Origin of the sequence: Sphingomonas ginkgonis (assembly GCF_003970925.1) — a bacterium.
Classification (GTDB): Bacteria; Pseudomonadota; Alphaproteobacteria; order Sphingomonadales; family Sphingomonadaceae; genus Sphingomicrobium; species Sphingomicrobium ginkgonis.
In genome coordinates this window covers 1,120,016-1,134,518 of sequence record NZ_RWJF01000001.1, presented here as the reverse complement: position 1 = coordinate 1,134,518, position 14,503 = coordinate 1,120,016, and the positions used below count along the sequence as shown (strand labels likewise).

The following is a 14,503-nucleotide window of genomic DNA, read 5'->3' as shown; positions in this document are numbered from 1 at the left end:
CCTATTTCTCGGCGGGTTCGTGGATGTAGGGGAGCACCTCGTTCATGTTCGGCTCCCGCTTCATGTCCGGCCTGACGCCGAGCATCGGCGCGATCCGGCTGATGGTGCGGCTCACCACCGGGGCAACGTTCCAGCCGGCGGTGTGGAAGCCGTAGGTATCCTTAGTGGACTTGGGATCGTCGAGCATGGCGACGACCACATAACGGGGTTCGTCCATCGGGAAAACGCCGGCGAACGTCGTCAGCACCACGTTCTGGCTATAACGGCCGCCGATCAGCTTCTGCGCGGTGCCGGTCTTGCCGCCGACACGGTAGCCGGGCGCATCGGCCTTCTTGCCGGTGCCCTTCATCACGACCAGCCGGAGCAGCGCGCGCATCTTGTAGCTGGTGTCCTCGGTGAACACCCGCTCGCCACGCGGCGCCGGATGGGTGCGGTCCACCTTGAGGATGGTCGCCGGGCGCCACAGCCCGCCATTGAACAGCGTTGCATAGCCATTGGCGAGGTGGAGCGGAGTCACCGCGATGCCCTGGCCGAAGCCGACGGTCATCGTCTCGAACGGCCCCCAGCGCTTCCCCGGGGTCAGGGTGCGGCCACGCTCCCGAAGCTCGACATGCACCGGCTCGAGGAAGTGCATGCGGTTCAGCCACCACTTCTGCCGCTCGGTCCCGACCTGGTCGGCGATCTGCGCGGTGCCGATGTTGGACGATTCCATCATGATTTCGGACACGGTGCAGGCGCGGCCGAACGGGTGGGTGTCGTGGACCACGTGGCCGTAGACCGGCAGGTCATGCGGGCAATTGTAGATCTGGCCCATCGACCGGATCTTCTTGTCCTCCATCGCCATCGCCACGGTGAACGGCTTGAAGGTCGAGCCGAGTTCGTAGACGCCGAGCGTGGCGCGGTTGAACATGGCTTCCGGGTTGGTGTGCCCGGGCTGGTTGGGGTTGAAGCTCGGCAGCGACGTCATCGCCAGCACCTCGCCGGTGTGGATGTCGAGCACCACGCCCGCCGCGCCGATCGCCGAGAACTCCTGCATCGCCGCGCCCAGCTCATGCTCCAGCGCCTGCTGCACCTTGCTCGAGATCGACAGGGTGATCGGCTCCCCGCGCGTCTCCGGGCTGGTCAGCTCGCGGTCGAACGCCCGCTCCGCCCCGGCGGCACCGTGGCCGTCGATGTTGGTGAAGCCGAGGACGTGCGCGGCGAGGCTCGTCTGCGGGTAGAGCCGGTCGGGTTCGCGATCGAGCGCGATTCCCGGCTCGCCCAGCGCGTTGAGCGCGGCGATCAGGTCCGGCCCGGCACGGCGGCGCAGGTAGACGAACGGCTTGTCGGATTTGAGGATCGCGAAATAGCTGGCCGCGTCCTTCTCCGGCAATAGCTGCGAGAGTTTCTGCGCGATCGCCAGCTTGTCGCCGAGAATCCGTGCGGGGTGCACGCCGACCGACCAGACGTCGATGGTGCGCGACAGCGGCTCCCCGTCGCGGTCGACGATGTCGCCGCGCGCCGGGACATAGGCGGTGACCGTTCCCTTGCGCCCGGCATGGTCGCCGAACGCGGCGAGCCAGACCAGGCGGAGGATGATGACGCCGATTACCAGCGCATAGACCAGCATGCCGAACATCAGCCGCTGGTGCATGAGGGCGAGGATCTGGCGGCGCTGTCCGACGAGTCGGAGCCGCTCGGGCCGGGCGACGAGAGCGGGTGTCGGCGCGTTCATCAGTCCTTGTCGGCCTCGTTCGCATTATGAATTTTGGACGGCGCCGTCGGCCGCGTCGCCGCGGCCTTGTCAGGCTTGGGCGCGAGCGGGTCGACAGCTGCGGTCTTAACCGCTGCTGCGGGCTTCGTCCTTGTCTTTTCAGGCAAAGTCGGCGCCAGCGAGACGGACACTATTTTTTTCGGCGCCATGTTGCGTTCCGGCACCTTGAAGCTGGCGACATGCATCAGCTGGTCGGGCGCGAGCGCCCGCGGCGTTTCCGCCGACGCCGACGACACCGGCTGTGCGGGCATTGGCGCGGGCGTGCCGATCAGCTTGGGACGACTGGCCGCATCTTCGGGCGCGGAGGCCAGCACCACCGGGGCGCCGACCTGTTCCTTGGGCTTGGGCGCCGCGAGAGTGGCGAGCTGGAAGCTACCCTCGAGGAACTGGTTGGCAGCCGGCGCGGAGAGGGCCAGCACCTTGACGTTCCACCGCTCGAGCTGCGCCAGCCGGCCCCGCGTGCCGATCTCGGTCTGCAGCAGCCGGATGTCGCGCTGGGTCAGCACGATCTTGGTCTCCACGTCCTCCAGCGCGGCGCGCTCCGAGGCGACCCGGAGCGAGACGAGGTAGCAGCCGAGCGCCGCCCCCGCGCAGGTTGCGACCATGAAGACGGAGCGGAAACTGCGGGCGCTCATCGGCGACCTCCTGGGGAAACGCGGGATTGGTCCCACGCGGGCGCATCGGTGCGGACCGCAGAGCGGAGCCGCGCCGAGCGCGCGCGCGGGTTTCGGGCCAGCTCGTCGTCCGACGGGGCGACGGGCTTGGCGACCTTCTCGAAGCTGGGCGACGGACCGGCCGCGGCGAGCGGGCGATGGCGCGAGCCGGCCGGGGTGGCGCCGCTGCGCTCCTTAAGGAAGCGCTTAACGATCCGGTCCTCGAGCGAATGGAAGGTCACCACCGCCAGCCGGCCGCCGGGCACCAGCAGCCGCTCGGCGGCGCGTAGCCCCTGCTCAAGCTCCTCCAGCTCGGCGTTCAGGTGGATGCGGATCGCCTGGAAGGTGCGGGTCGCCGGGTCGCTCTTCATGCCCGGGTGATGGCCAAGGGCCTTGCGGACGGCGGCGGCGAGCTCGGCGGTGCGGGTCAGCGGGCGGGCGGCGACGATCGCTCGGGCAACGGCGCGGGCGCGCGGCTCCTCGCCATAGTCGCGGATCACGCGGGCGATCTCCGCCTCGTCGGCCTGGTTGAGGAACTCGGCCGCGGTCTCGCCGGCCTGGCTCATCCGCATGTCGAGCGGTCCATCCTCGCGGAAGGAGAAGCCGCGGTCGGCCTGGTCGAGCTGCATGGAAGAAACGCCGATGTCGAGCGTGATCGCGTCGACGTGGTGGATCCCCCGCTCCGCCAACGCTCGATCCATCTGGCTGAACCGTTCCTCGATCAGGGTCAGGCGGACGTCCGGGACGAGTGCGCTTGCGGCCGCGACGGCGGATGGGTCGCGGTCGAAAGCGAGCACTCGTCCCGCCCCCGCCCCGAGCATGGCGCGCGTATAGCCGCCAGCCCCGAAGGTGCCGTCGACGACCGTCTCGCCAGGGACAATGGCGAGGGCGTCGACGACTTCATCGACCAGAACCGGGACATGAGGCTGGGGGGTGGGGACCGCACTCGTCATGCGACCCCCCGCTCCTCGAGCCGGTACCGGGCGATGTCCTTCATGTCCTCGGGGATCCGGGGATCCTCGAGGAAGGTCTTGGGATTCCAGATCTGAAACGTTTCGCCGGTGCCGAGGAAAAGCGCGAGATCCGCGATCCCGCCCTTGCGCCGCATCATCGGCGGCAGGACGATCCGGCCCGACGTATCGTAGGGCACTTCTTCCGTGGCGGCGAACGCCATCAGGTTGCGCTGCTGATACTCGAGCTGCGCGTCGGCGTTGGTCTCCTCCTTTTCGAGGAGCCGCTCGAGCTTGGCGTGCTTCAGCGCCGCATAGGCGGGATCATAGGCGCCGAGACAGGCGAACTGTTCGTGCTTGGCGAGGACGATCGAGCGGGAGTCGCCGCGACGTTCGATCACCTGGCGCAGGAAGGCGGGCACGGACACACGCCCCTTGGCGTCGACCGTGTTCAGCGCACTGCCCTGAAACAGATGCTCGAGTGCCACCCGCGTCCCTTTCGCGCGCGCGGCTTTCCGATCGCGGAAGCACCCGACTCACGCCGGTCCGTTCCGCGCCCCTGACATCAAGAAGGAATGCCCCGCGCTAGAGCCTGTTGGTAACAGGGACGCCGTGGGGATGCAATGGGATTCCATGCCCTACGTGGGGATTTGATGCCGGTTGGTAGATTTTGGCGGATTTGCTTGGTTCTTTGATGCGGCCGCGACGTCCTCAAACCCCGTGTACAGCCGGGACCATTCTGTGGATAAGTCTGTTCGCAAATGTCCGTGAGCCTGTTTGCGAGGCCTTGGCAAGCTGCTCGGGCATGGCCTCGCTGAGACGGTTTGCCCCTTCCGTCCGGCGGCTCGGTCGCCCCACCATAACGCCTTGGCACGGCAACAGAAAGAAGATCGACCCCGCTTGGCTTCACACCATCGGGACTCGGGGTCCTAGCGCCCCTTGCCGGCGGCCGCGTTCCCGGCCGCGCTCTTGCTGCTGTTGTCGGTCGAGGTCTCGCCCGGCGCGACGCCCAGCTCGGCCAGCGGCTCGTTGGGCTCGGCGACCGGTCCGGCGACGTTCGGCGTCGGCGCCGCGCTGTTCTCGCTCGATCCGCTGATGGCGGTTCCCAGCATCACGAATAGGAAGACGATGGCCAGCCCCGTCAGCCCGGCCCGGATGCGCTGCATGGTGCTGCCAGGGTCGGACCGCATGTCGTCAGACTAGAGCCACCGTTCATCGATGCAAGGGGAGAGTCTTTCATTGCCGCTTGACCTCTCCCGGATCGGACGCAAAGGGGCGAACATGATTCGGACCCCCCTCCTCCTCGTCGTTGCTGCATCCGCTGCGCTTGCCGGCTGCAACAACAGCAGTGACCACAACATCGTCGCCGGCGGCCCTGCCGACCCGATGGCGAACGAGCTGAAGAACGCGCCGCCGGTGACGCTGCCGCCGGCGATCACCGCCAGCAAGTCGTATCGCTGCAAGGACAACAGCATCGTCTACATCGACTGGCTCAACAACGGCGCCGCCCGCGTCAAGAAGAGCAAGGACGAGGCCGGCACCGAGCTGGCGGCCGGTTCGAGCGAGCTCAAGGGCTCGGCGACCGACACGACGGTCACCTACAAGGGCCAAAGCTGCAAGGCCTGACCCTTCGCCTCAACAAGCATGGACCCCCGGTGCCCACGGCGCTGGGGGTTTTTCTTTGCCGCCGCCAAGGCTAGGGCGCGGCGCATGTCCGAGATCACGCCCGAGATCGTCGCCGAGCACGGCCTTTCGCCCGAGGAATATGAGCGCATCCTCCACGCGCTCGGCCGCGAGCCTAACCGGGTCGAGCTGGGCATCTTCTCGGTCATGTGGTCGGAGCATTGCTCCTACAAGTCGAGCCGGATCCACCTCAAGAAACTGCCGACCGAGGCGCCGTGGGTGATCTGCGGCCCGGGCGAGAATGCGGGCGTGATCGACATCGGCGACGGGCAGGCTGCCATCTTCAAGATGGAGAGCCACAACCACCCCAGCTACATCGAGCCCTACCAGGGCGCCGCGACGGGGGTCGGCGGCATCCTGCGCGACGTCTTCACCATGGGCGCTCGGCCGGTGGCGAACCTCAACGCGCTGCGCTTCGGCCGGCCCGACCATCCCAAGATGCGCCACCTCATCTCGGGCGTGGTCAGCGGGATCGGCGGCTACGGCAATTGCGTTGGCGTCCCCACCGTCGGCGGCGAGGTCAACTTCGACCCCGCCTATGACGGCAACATCCTGGTCAACGCGATGACGGTCGGCGTCGCCGACACGAACAAGATCTTCTACTCGGCCGCTGCGGGGATCGGGAACCCGGTCGTCTATGTCGGCTCCAAGACCGGTCGTGACGGGATCCACGGCGCGACCATGGCGTCCGCCGACTTTTCCGAAGACAGCGAGGAGAAGCGCCCGACGGTCCAGGTCGGCGACCCCTTCACCGAAAAGCTGCTGATCGAGGCCTGCCTCGAGCTGATGGCGTCCGACGCGATCGTCGCCATCCAGGACATGGGCGCCGCCGGCCTTACGTCCTCCTCCGTCGAGATGGCGAGCAAGGGCGGCGTCGGCATCCGGCTCGACATGAACGCGGTCCCGCAGCGCGAAACCGGCATGACGCCCTACGAGATGATGCTCTCGGAGAGCCAAGAGCGCATGCTCATGGTGCTCAAGCCCGGCCGGGAGGCCGAGGCGGAGGCCATCTTCCGCAAGTGGGAACTGGACTTCGCGGTGATCGGCACCGTGACGGACACCGGCCGGATGGAGCTGCTATGGAATGGCGCGACCGTCGCCGACATCCCGCTCGGGCCGCTCGCCGACGAGGCGCCACTCTACGACCGCCCGCATCTCAGCCAGGACGAGTACAAGGACTGGGCCAAGGTTGCGCCGCTGGGTGAGCTACCGCCCTCGGGCAACATCGCCAACGACCTACTCAAACTGATGGGCTCGCCCGACCTCGCCTCGCGGCGCTGGATCTGGGAGCAGTACGACAGCCAGGTCGGCGCCGACACCGTCCAGCGGCCCGGCGGCGACGCGGCGGTGGTCCGGGTGCACGGGACGGCCAAGGCGCTGGCGATGAGCACCGATTGCACCCCGCGCTACTGCTATGCCGACCCGGTCGAGGGCGGTCGCCAGGCGGTCGCCGAGACCTACCGCAATCTTTGCGCCGTGGGCGCCAGGCCGCTGGCAGTCACCAACTGCCTCAACTTCGGCAATCCGCAGCGGCCCGAGATCATGGCCCAAATCACCGGCTGTCTCGACGGCATGGGCGAGGCCTGCCGCGCGCTCGACTATCCGATCGTCTCGGGCAACGTCTCGCTTTACAACGAGAGCAAGGCGACCGGCGGCGGCAGCGCGATCCTCCCCACCCCCGCGATCGGCGGGGTCGGGCTGATGGACGATTGGTCGAAGAGCGCGACCATCGCCTTCAAGGCGGCGGGCGAGCAGATCATCCTCATCGGCCACTCGGACAGCCACGTCGGCCAGTCGCTCTGGCTTCGCGAAGTCCACGGCCGCCGCGATGGTCCGCCGCCTCCCGTCGATCTCGCCGCCGAGCGCCGCGCCGGCGAGCTGGTCCGCCAACTGATTGCCGGGGGCCACGTCACGGCCGTCCACGACTGTGCCGACGGCGGCGCTGCCGTTGCAGTTGCCGAAATGGCGCTGGCCGGCGACATCGGCATGACGATGACGGTGGTCGAGCAGATCCCGCATCCCGCCGCCATCCTGTTCGGCGAGGACCAGGGCCGCTACGTGGTCACCACTCGCGACGGCGACGCGGTGCGCGCCGCGGCCAATGCGGCGCAGCTGTTCGCGGTCAGGATCGGCACCACGGGCGGCGACGCGCTGGTGTTCGACTTGGTTGGCCGCGGCGGCGAACAGCGGGTGAGCCTCGCCGAGCTGCGCAGCGCGCATGAAGGCTTCCTCCGGGCGCTGATGCGCGGGGAGCTCTAGCTACCCCGCGCCGGCCGATCTGCTATGAGGCCCGGGTCAGCAGGGGGCCGGCCATGAACAGCAGCAACGACTCCGGTCGGATCCGGTCGCTGGACGTCATCCGCGGCATCGCGGTAATGGGCATTTTCTCGGTCAACGTCGTCGCCTTCGCGATGATCGACAGCGCCTACTTCAACCCTTCGGCCTATGGCGGCGCAAGCGGCGCGAGCCTCTTCGTCTGGGTGGCCAACATGCTCGTCATCGATGGCAAGATGCGCTCGCTTTTTTCGATGCTGTTTGGCGCCTCGGCCTTGCTAGTGATCGAAAAGGCCGAGGCCGCCGGGCTGAACGGACGCGCGGTGCACCTGCGCCGCATGGCGGTCCTGCTCGGCTTCGGCCTCGTCCATTACTACCTGATCTGGTTCGGCGACATCCTGACCCTCTACGCCGTCAGCGGGTTGGTCGCCTTCCTCTTCCGCCGCCGCCCGAGCTACAAGCTGGTGATCCTCGGAAGCCTGTTCATCGCCGCCAACATGGCCTTTTTCGCCATGTTCCTCGCCGGCCAGTACCAGGCCGAACTCGCCGCCCATGCCCCGCACGCGAGCCGCCACGCACTGGAGGTCTGGAACGACGGGATGGGCAGCCTCGAGCCGAGCGCGTCGGACATCGCCCGCGACCGCGCGCTCCATCTCGGCAGCTGGACCGGATTTGCCGCTCATAACCTGGCCCGCTGGGGCAGCGTCATCGGCAACACCGTCATCTTCATCCCTGAGACGATCGGGCTGATGCTGATCGGCATGGCCGCCTACCGGTCTGGCTTCCTGACGGGCGCGTGGAGCGACGTGCAATATCGCCGCGCGGTAGGATGGGGTATTGGGGTTGGGGTTGTCGGCAGTGGAGCGGTTGCCGTCGCGGACCTCGTCAGCGGGTTCGATCCGATCGTGCTGGTCGGCGCGCTGGTGGTCGTGGCCACCCCGCTCATCACCCTGCAGGCGCTCGGCTATGCCGCGCTGATCATCCTGCTGAGCCGGCGCGGTGGCGCGTGGTGGGATCGGGTGGCGGCGGCCGGCCGGGCCGCCTTCAGCAACTATCTCGGCACCTCGATCCTCGCCAGCCTCATCTTCTATGGCTGGGGCCTCGGCCTCTACGGCAGCGTCGAGCGCTGGCAGGCATGGCTGCTCGCGCCCCTGTTCTGGCTGGTCATGCTGGCCTGGTCGAAGCCCTGGCTCGAGCGCTATCGCTACGGCCCGCTCGAATGGCTGTGGCGCAGCCTGTCGCGCGGCCACCTGCAGCCGATGCGAAAGCCGTCCGCCCCCCGCGTCGCGCGCGAGGGGACGGCCTAGGCCTCAGATCCGCCCGAAGTCCTGGTTCGCGGAGCGGCGTCCGAACCCGCCCTGCGGCGCCCGGCTCTGCAGCGGGTTGGTCGCGCGGTCGAACTGCCGGATGGTCTGGTCGAACAGGGTCCGCAGCTGCACCACCTCGGGGACCAGCTCGTCCGGGAAGCGGTGGGTCTCGACGCACAGCCGCGCGGTCACCTCGATCAGCTCGGCGATCGCGGCGAGCGGCTCGGCCCCGAACTGCCGCGCCTCGCCCTTGATCGTGTGCGCCGGGATGACGAGCGCGGCGGTGTTCTGCTCGTGCATGGCCATCTCGATCTGACGCACCGACTTGGTGCCGTCCTCCCGGAAATAGCTCAGGATACGGATGAAGCCCGGGCCCAGCTCGGCCCGCGCCTTCTCGAAATGCTGCCAGTCGATGATGTCGGCGTCGTCGTTCACGCTTTGCTCCACGCTGGCCGTTGCGCATCGGCCGTGGGTTCCCACAAGCCGCCGGCTTACAGGGCAAAGGGTAAAGGGCGGGTTAGCGCTGCTCGCGGTCGAACGGGTTCTTGGGACTGCGGAAGGTCAGCCGGAGCGGGATCGCGCCGAGGTCGAGGTCGCGCCGCATCGAGTTGAGCAGATAGCGGCCATAGCTATCGGGGAGCTCGCTGGTGCGGGTCCCGAACACCACGAAGCTGGGCGGCCGCGACTTGACCTGGGTGATGTAGCGAAGCTTGATCCGCTTGCCCCCGGGCGCTGGCGGCGGGTTGGCGTCGACCGCCTTCTCGAACCAGCGGTTGAGCTCGCCGGTCGGGACCCGGCGGTTCCACGCCTCCCGCACCTCGAAGGCGGCGCCGAGCAGCTGGTCGATGCCCTTGCCGGTCCTGCCCGAGACGGTCAGCACCGGCACGCCCTTGAGCTGCGACAATCCCTCCTCCAGCGCGGCCTTCACGCCGTTGAACAGCGAGGAAGCATTCTCGGCGACGTCCCACTTGTTGAGCGCGATCACCAGCGCGCGGCCTTCCTCGACCACCTGGTCGGCGATCCGAAGGTCCTGCGCCTCGAGTCCGCGGGTCGCGTCGAGGAGGAGCACGACGACCTCGGCCATGTCGATCGAGCGGCGGGTGTCCATCGCGCTCAGCCGCTCGAGCTTGTCCTCGACCTTGGCCCGCTTGCGCAGCCCCGCGGTGTCGACCAGCCGCACCGGGCGGCCCTGCCAGGCCCAGTCGAGCGTGATGCTGTCGCGGGTGATCCCGGCCTCGGGGCCGGTGATCATCCGCTCCTCGCCGAGCATCGCGTTGACCAGAGTCGACTTGCCCGCGTTGGGCCGGCCGACAATCGCCAGCTTGAGCGGCGCCCCGGGGGCGCCCTCCTCGTGCTCCTCCTCCTCGAGCTCGTCGCGCTCGACGAAGGGGCGGAGCGCCTCGAACAGGTCGACCGTGCCCTCGCCATGTTCGGCGCTGAGCGCCAGCGGCTCGCCCAGCCCGAGCGCATAGGCCTCGAGCCGCCCGCTCTCTCCGGCGCGTCCCTCGGCCTTGTTGGCGGCGATGATCACCGGCGTCTCCTGCTCGCGCAGCCAGCGGGCAATCTCCTCATCGAGCGGCGTCACGCCCTGGCGCCCGTCGATCAGGAACAGCGCGACGTCGGCATCGCCGACCGCCGCCTCTGTCTGCCGGCGCATCCGCCCCGGCAGGCTCGACGGGTCCTCGTCCTCGAACCCGGCGGTGTCGAACAGGCGGAACTCGAGCCCGAGCAGCTTGGCATCGCCCTCGCGCCGGTCGCGCGTCACGCCCGGCCGGTCGTCGACCAGCGCGACCCGCTTGCCGACCAGCCGGTTGAAGAGGGTCGACTTGCCGACGTTGGGGCGGCCGACGATCGCGACGGTGGGAAGGCGGGGCATGCGGGCCGAATAGCGGAAAAGCCGCAGAATGACAGGGGTCAGGAGTGGCGATGGGGGCGACCGGGAGCAGGCCCCTCCACCGCTCGGCTGCGCCGAGCGGTCCCCCTCCCCACGAGCTCCGCTCGCAGGGAGGACTAAGGATGGCATTGTCTTCAATCCTCCCCGTTGCGCAGCAATGGGGAGGGGGACCGCTCAGCGACGCTGAGTGGTGGAGGGGCCCACCCCGCGAACGATGCTCGCAGGGAGGAATGACATGGGGCGACCCACAGGGTAGCGTAGCGCCGCTCGGCACATGCTCACCCTTGCGCAGCAATGGGGAGGGGGACCGCTCGCGAAGCGAGAGGTGGAGGGGCCGTGCGGGCGACACGATCGTCGATGGAGTTGGCGCGTCGGCAGCGGCGGAGCATGTCACCGGCGGAGTTGATCCTGTGGCGCCGGCTGAAGGCAGTGCCGGGCATCCGCTTCCGGCGGCAACATGCGATCGGGCCCTATGTGGCGGACTTCTACTGCCCGGCGGCCAAGCTCGTGATCGAGGTGGACGGCAATACGCATGATTGTGCCGAGGCGCCCGCCATGACGAGCGGCGGGACGGGTACATGCGCGGGCTTGGGCTGGCGGTGATCCGAGTGCTTGCCGCGGACGTGTTCCGCAATGCCGACGAGGTTGCGGACCTGCTGCTTGCGCTGGCGAACCCTGGCCCCTCCACCACTCGGCTGCGCCGAGCGGTCCCCCTACCCGCGAGCGATGCTCACGGGGAGGAATGAGGAAGGTCCACCCTCCCATCCTCCTCGTTGCAGAGCAATGGGGAGGGGGACCGCTCGCGAAGCGAGGGGCTGAGGGGCCTTGGGGCTCTCCGAGCTTTGATCTGGTCGGCGCTTCTTCGGCGGCGGCGGATGGCCGCTCCACCACTCGGCTACGCCGAGCGGTCCCCCTCCCCGCGAGCGATGCTCGCGGGGAGGAATGATCCTTAGCGGAACGCCGTCAGGCGGCCGCGGTCGTCAAGGACGTAGAGGGTCTGGCCCGCCACCACCGGCGGCAGGCTGATGCTCGCCCCGACGCTGCTCTGGTTCTGGAAGGCGCCGGTCGCCGGGTCGACGTTGATCACCGCGCCGTTGGTGCCGGTGACGATCAGCCGGCCGCCGGCGAGGATCGGTCCGTCATAGTGGATCGGACCGGTCTTGGCCTTGGGCTTGAGCCAGCGCGGCAGCTGGTTGATCCAGCGCACCTTGCCGGTCTGCCGGGCGATGGCGACGAGCTTGGCGTCGTCGGTGGTCACGAACAGCCAGTCGCCCGCCACCCACGGCGTCGAAATTCCGGCGATGTTGAGCTCCCAGATGCGCTGGCCGCTGACGAGGTCGAGGCTGACCATCCGCCCGCCCTGCCCGACGGCGAACACCTGGCCGTTGTCGATGATCGGATCCGCGTCGATGTCGGACAGCGAGGAGACGCTGTTGTTGATGCTGGTCCGCTGCAGCGCGTCCTGCCACACCAGCCGCCCGTTCTCGTAGCGGTAGGCGTTGAGCTCGCCGGAGGAAAAGCCGGCGACGACCGTCCCCTGCGCGATGGCGGGTGAGCCGGCACCGAACACGCCGGCGATCTCGAGCGCGGCGGCCGCCGACCAGTTGGTCGAGCCGTCCTGCTCCTTGAGCGAGTAGAGCTGGTTGTCCTGGCTCATCACGTAGAGCGTGCCGCCGCTGACCGACGGCGAGCCGCGCAGCGGGCCACCGGGATGGACCTGCCATACCCGGCCGCCATTCTCGGTCGAGAGCGCGGCGACATAGCCGAGCCCGTTGGTCGCGAAGACCCGGCCGTTATCGACCGCGAGCCCGCCGCCGAACAGCGACGCCTCGTTGCGGCGCTCGGAGCCGAACTGGGTCGCCCACAGCTGGCGGCCGGTCCGCGCATCAAAGGCGCGGACGGTCGAGTTGGCGTCGATCGTGAAGACCTTGCCGCCGGCCACCACCGGCGCCGCGGCGAGCCGCGCGCGCAGCGTCGCGCCCGCCCCGATCTGCGCGGTCCAGGCGGTCGCCAGCCGGCTTCCGAGCGCGACATGGTTCATCGCCTTGTCGCTGTCGCCGCCCGGCTGCGCCCAGTCGGCGTTGGCGACCGGCTCGGGGATGCTGAACGGCGCGGCCGCGGTGGCCGGGTCGATGCTGATGTCGGCCTCGTTGGTGAGCACCGAGACGCGGTTGCCGAGCACGGGCGTGGTCGGCCGCTTCTTGTTGATGACGCTGCATCCGCTGGCGAGAATGGTGGCGGCGAGCAGGAGGATGATCCGACGGTTCATCTGGGTTCCTTGAAGCAGTTAGCGCGCGAGCGCCGGCGCGGCTGCGGCCGCCGCGGGCGTTCCGAGCGACGCGCCGAGCGCCTGGGCGCGGTCGCGGATCGTGGCGGGAACGGTCTGGTCGGCGCCGACCTCGGTGAGCAGCCGCGCCGCCTCGTTGCGGCGGTTGGCCTTGATCAGCGCCAGCGCGGTCAGCTCCCCGGCGCTGCCGAACCAGGGATTGCCGGACTGCGCGAGCGGCTGCAGCCGGCTGATGACCGCGTCCGGGGCCATGCTGTCGAACTCGGCCTGGGTCAGGCGAATGGTCGCGACGTCGCGGTAGGGCTGCGGCAGGCCGCCATCGTCCATGACCTTGCGGAACGCGGCGACCGCGGCGGGCCGATCGTTCTGCTGCAGCGCGACGTCGGCGCGGGTGAGCAGCGCCGCGGCGCGGATGCCATCGCTGCTGCTGCCCGACAGGCCGTCGAGCCGCTGCGGGACGGTGCGGAGGTTGGCGGCGCCGATGTCGTTCATCACCTGCGAGAGCTGGACGCTCTGCTCGGCGGCCTGCTCACGGCGGTGGTTCTGCCACCACAGGAAGGCGCCGACGGCGACCAGGAAGACGACGACACCTGCGCCGATCGCCCCGCCGTGGCGGCGGAAGAACTGTTCCGTGCGGTCGCGGCGGAGGTTCTCGTCGACCTCGCGGATGAAGCTGTCGTCGGATTCGGGAGCGATGGCCAAGCTGGTCCTCGAATGGTTGTACAATCCCCCGCCTTCTGGCCGTCGATTGCTGAACGGCAGATGGCGAGAGCGCGTCTAGCGATCCGCCGCGCGGCTGCCTAGCCCTGCGGCTTGGGGCGGTAGGTCTGCTCGGCGGTGGGGAAGCTGCGCCCGCGCACCTCGCCCGCGTAGCGCGCGACCGCCTGGTCGATCTCGGTGGCGAGATCGGCATAGCGCTTCACGAAGCGGGGGACCCGCTCGAACATGCCCAGCATGTCGTCGATGACGAGGACCTGGCCGTCGCACGTGGCCGAGGCGCCGATGCCGATCACCGGGCAGGTCACCGCGCGGGTCAGGTCGTCGGCCAGCGCTTCCATCACGCCCTCGGCGACGAGCATGAACGCCCCGGCGTCCGCGATCGCGCGGCCGTCGGCGAGGATCTTCGCCGCTTCCGCCTCGCTCCGTCCGCGCGCGCCGTAACCGCCGAGCGCGTTCACCGCCTGCGGAGTCAGCCCGACGTGGCCGATCACCGGGATGCCGCGCTCGACGAGAAAGCGGACCGTCGGCGCCATCGCCTCGCCGCCCTCGAGCTTCACCGCCGCGCAGCCCGTCTCCTTGAGGATCCGCGCGGCGCTGGCGAAGGCCAGCTCGGGACCGGACTCGTAGCTGCCGAACGGCATGTCGACCGCGACCAGCGAGTGCCAGCTGCCACGCACCACCGCGGCGCCGTGCGCGCACATCATCTCGAGCGTGACCGGGACGGTGCTGGGCAGGCCGTAGATCACCTGCGCCAGGCTGTCGCCGACCAGCAGCACGTCGCAATGGGGGTCGAGCAGCTGCGCCATCCGCATCGTGTAGGCGGTCAGCATGACGATCGGCTGCGCCGTCGAGCCGTCCGCCTTGCGGCTCTTGATGGCCGGAACGGTCATCCTCTTGCCGGGCAGCGGCGTTGGAGTCGCGCGGCTTGTCGCGGTGTCGATGGTAAACGTGGACATGGCTACCCTTCGCTTAGACGAACGCG

At 69.1% G+C, this 14,503-nt stretch carries 14 protein-coding genes; 4 read left to right on the top strand and 10 right to left on the bottom strand.

Annotated elements, in window-relative coordinates:
- Position 1: 1 nt before the first annotated feature.
- The 5 genes from HMF7854_RS05485 to HMF7854_RS05465 all read right to left on the bottom strand — a co-directional run bounded on the left by HMF7854_RS05485 (position 2) and on the right by HMF7854_RS05465 (position 4,546).
- Positions 2-1,714, bottom strand: a complete 1,713-nt coding sequence (locus tag HMF7854_RS05485) for a peptidoglycan D,D-transpeptidase FtsI family protein (protein WP_126718169.1) — start codon at positions 1,712-1,714, stop codon at positions 2-4.
- Positions 1,714-2,388, bottom strand: a complete 675-nt coding sequence (locus HMF7854_RS05480; RefSeq protein ID WP_126718168.1) for a hypothetical protein — start codon at positions 2,386-2,388, stop codon at positions 1,714-1,716. Before HMF7854_RS05480 ends, HMF7854_RS05485 begins: the two co-directional genes overlap by 1 nt.
- Positions 2,385-3,359: a 16S rRNA (cytosine(1402)-N(4))-methyltransferase RsmH gene (rsmH, locus tag HMF7854_RS05475; protein WP_126718167.1), complete on the bottom strand. Its 975-nt coding sequence runs from the start codon at positions 3,357-3,359 to the stop codon at positions 2,385-2,387. Before rsmH ends, HMF7854_RS05480 begins: the two co-directional genes overlap by 4 nt.
- Positions 3,356-3,844, bottom strand: a complete 489-nt coding sequence (locus tag HMF7854_RS05470; protein WP_126718166.1) for a division/cell wall cluster transcriptional repressor MraZ — start codon at positions 3,842-3,844, stop codon at positions 3,356-3,358. Before HMF7854_RS05470 ends, rsmH begins: the two co-directional genes overlap by 4 nt.
- A gap of 441 nt (positions 3,845-4,285) precedes the next feature.
- Positions 4,286-4,546: a hypothetical protein gene (locus HMF7854_RS05465; RefSeq protein WP_239016851.1), complete on the bottom strand. Its 261-nt coding sequence runs from the start codon at positions 4,544-4,546 to the stop codon at positions 4,286-4,288.
- A gap of 91 nt (positions 4,547-4,637) precedes the next feature.
- Between HMF7854_RS05465 and HMF7854_RS05460 the strand changes: the two genes are divergently transcribed.
- The 3 genes from HMF7854_RS05460 (at position 4,638) to HMF7854_RS05450 (ending at position 8,620) form a co-directional block, all read left to right on the top strand.
- Positions 4,638-4,982, top strand: a complete 345-nt coding sequence (locus HMF7854_RS05460) for a hypothetical protein (protein ID WP_126718165.1) — start codon at positions 4,638-4,640, stop codon at positions 4,980-4,982.
- An 84-nt stretch (positions 4,983-5,066) separates the two neighbouring features.
- On the top strand, positions 5,067-7,298 hold the full coding sequence (gene purL / locus HMF7854_RS05455) for a phosphoribosylformylglycinamidine synthase subunit PurL (protein ID WP_126718164.1): 2,232 nt from the start codon (positions 5,067-5,069) through the stop codon (positions 7,296-7,298).
- A 53-nt stretch (positions 7,299-7,351) separates the two neighbouring features.
- Positions 7,352-8,620 (top strand): DUF418 domain-containing protein, encoded by a 1,269-nt coding sequence (locus HMF7854_RS05450; RefSeq protein ID WP_126718163.1) that lies wholly within the window; start codon positions 7,352-7,354, stop codon positions 8,618-8,620.
- Positions 8,621-8,623: 3 nt separating this feature from the next.
- On the opposite strand, the gene HMF7854_RS05445 is transcribed toward HMF7854_RS05450, so the two are convergent.
- Together HMF7854_RS05445 and der are read right to left on the bottom strand one after the other, a co-directional pair.
- Positions 8,624-9,055, bottom strand: a complete 432-nt coding sequence (locus HMF7854_RS05445; RefSeq protein WP_239016850.1) for an Hpt domain-containing protein — start codon at positions 9,053-9,055, stop codon at positions 8,624-8,626.
- Between the two features lie 82 nt (positions 9,056-9,137).
- Positions 9,138-10,496 carry a ribosome biogenesis GTPase Der gene (gene der / locus HMF7854_RS05440; protein WP_126718162.1) on the bottom strand — a complete coding sequence of 453 codons (1,359 nt, stop codon included), beginning with the start codon at positions 10,494-10,496 and terminating at the stop codon, positions 9,138-9,140.
- A gap of 405 nt (positions 10,497-10,901) precedes the next feature.
- Here der and HMF7854_RS05435 point away from each other — a divergent pair, with 405 nt between their 5' ends.
- Positions 10,902-11,117: an endonuclease domain-containing protein gene (locus tag HMF7854_RS05435; RefSeq protein ID WP_185829168.1), complete on the top strand. Its 216-nt coding sequence runs from the start codon at positions 10,902-10,904 to the stop codon at positions 11,115-11,117.
- Positions 11,118-11,463: 346 nt separating this feature from the next.
- On the opposite strand, the gene HMF7854_RS05430 is transcribed toward HMF7854_RS05435, so the two are convergent.
- The 3 genes from HMF7854_RS05430 to panB all read right to left on the bottom strand — a co-directional run bounded on the left by HMF7854_RS05430 (position 11,464) and on the right by panB (position 14,477).
- Positions 11,464-12,783: an outer membrane protein assembly factor BamB family protein gene (locus HMF7854_RS05430; protein WP_126718160.1), complete on the bottom strand. Its 1,320-nt coding sequence runs from the start codon at positions 12,781-12,783 to the stop codon at positions 11,464-11,466.
- Between the two features lie 18 nt (positions 12,784-12,801).
- Positions 12,802-13,503, bottom strand: coding sequence for a tetratricopeptide repeat protein (locus HMF7854_RS05425; RefSeq protein WP_185829167.1), 702 nt, complete (start codon positions 13,501-13,503; stop codon positions 12,802-12,804).
- A 98-nt stretch (positions 13,504-13,601) separates the two neighbouring features.
- A complete protein-coding gene (gene panB / locus HMF7854_RS05420; RefSeq protein WP_126718158.1) occupies positions 13,602-14,477 on the bottom strand; it encodes a 3-methyl-2-oxobutanoate hydroxymethyltransferase in 876 nt (291 codons plus the stop codon).
- Positions 14,478-14,503: the final 26 nt, after the last annotated feature.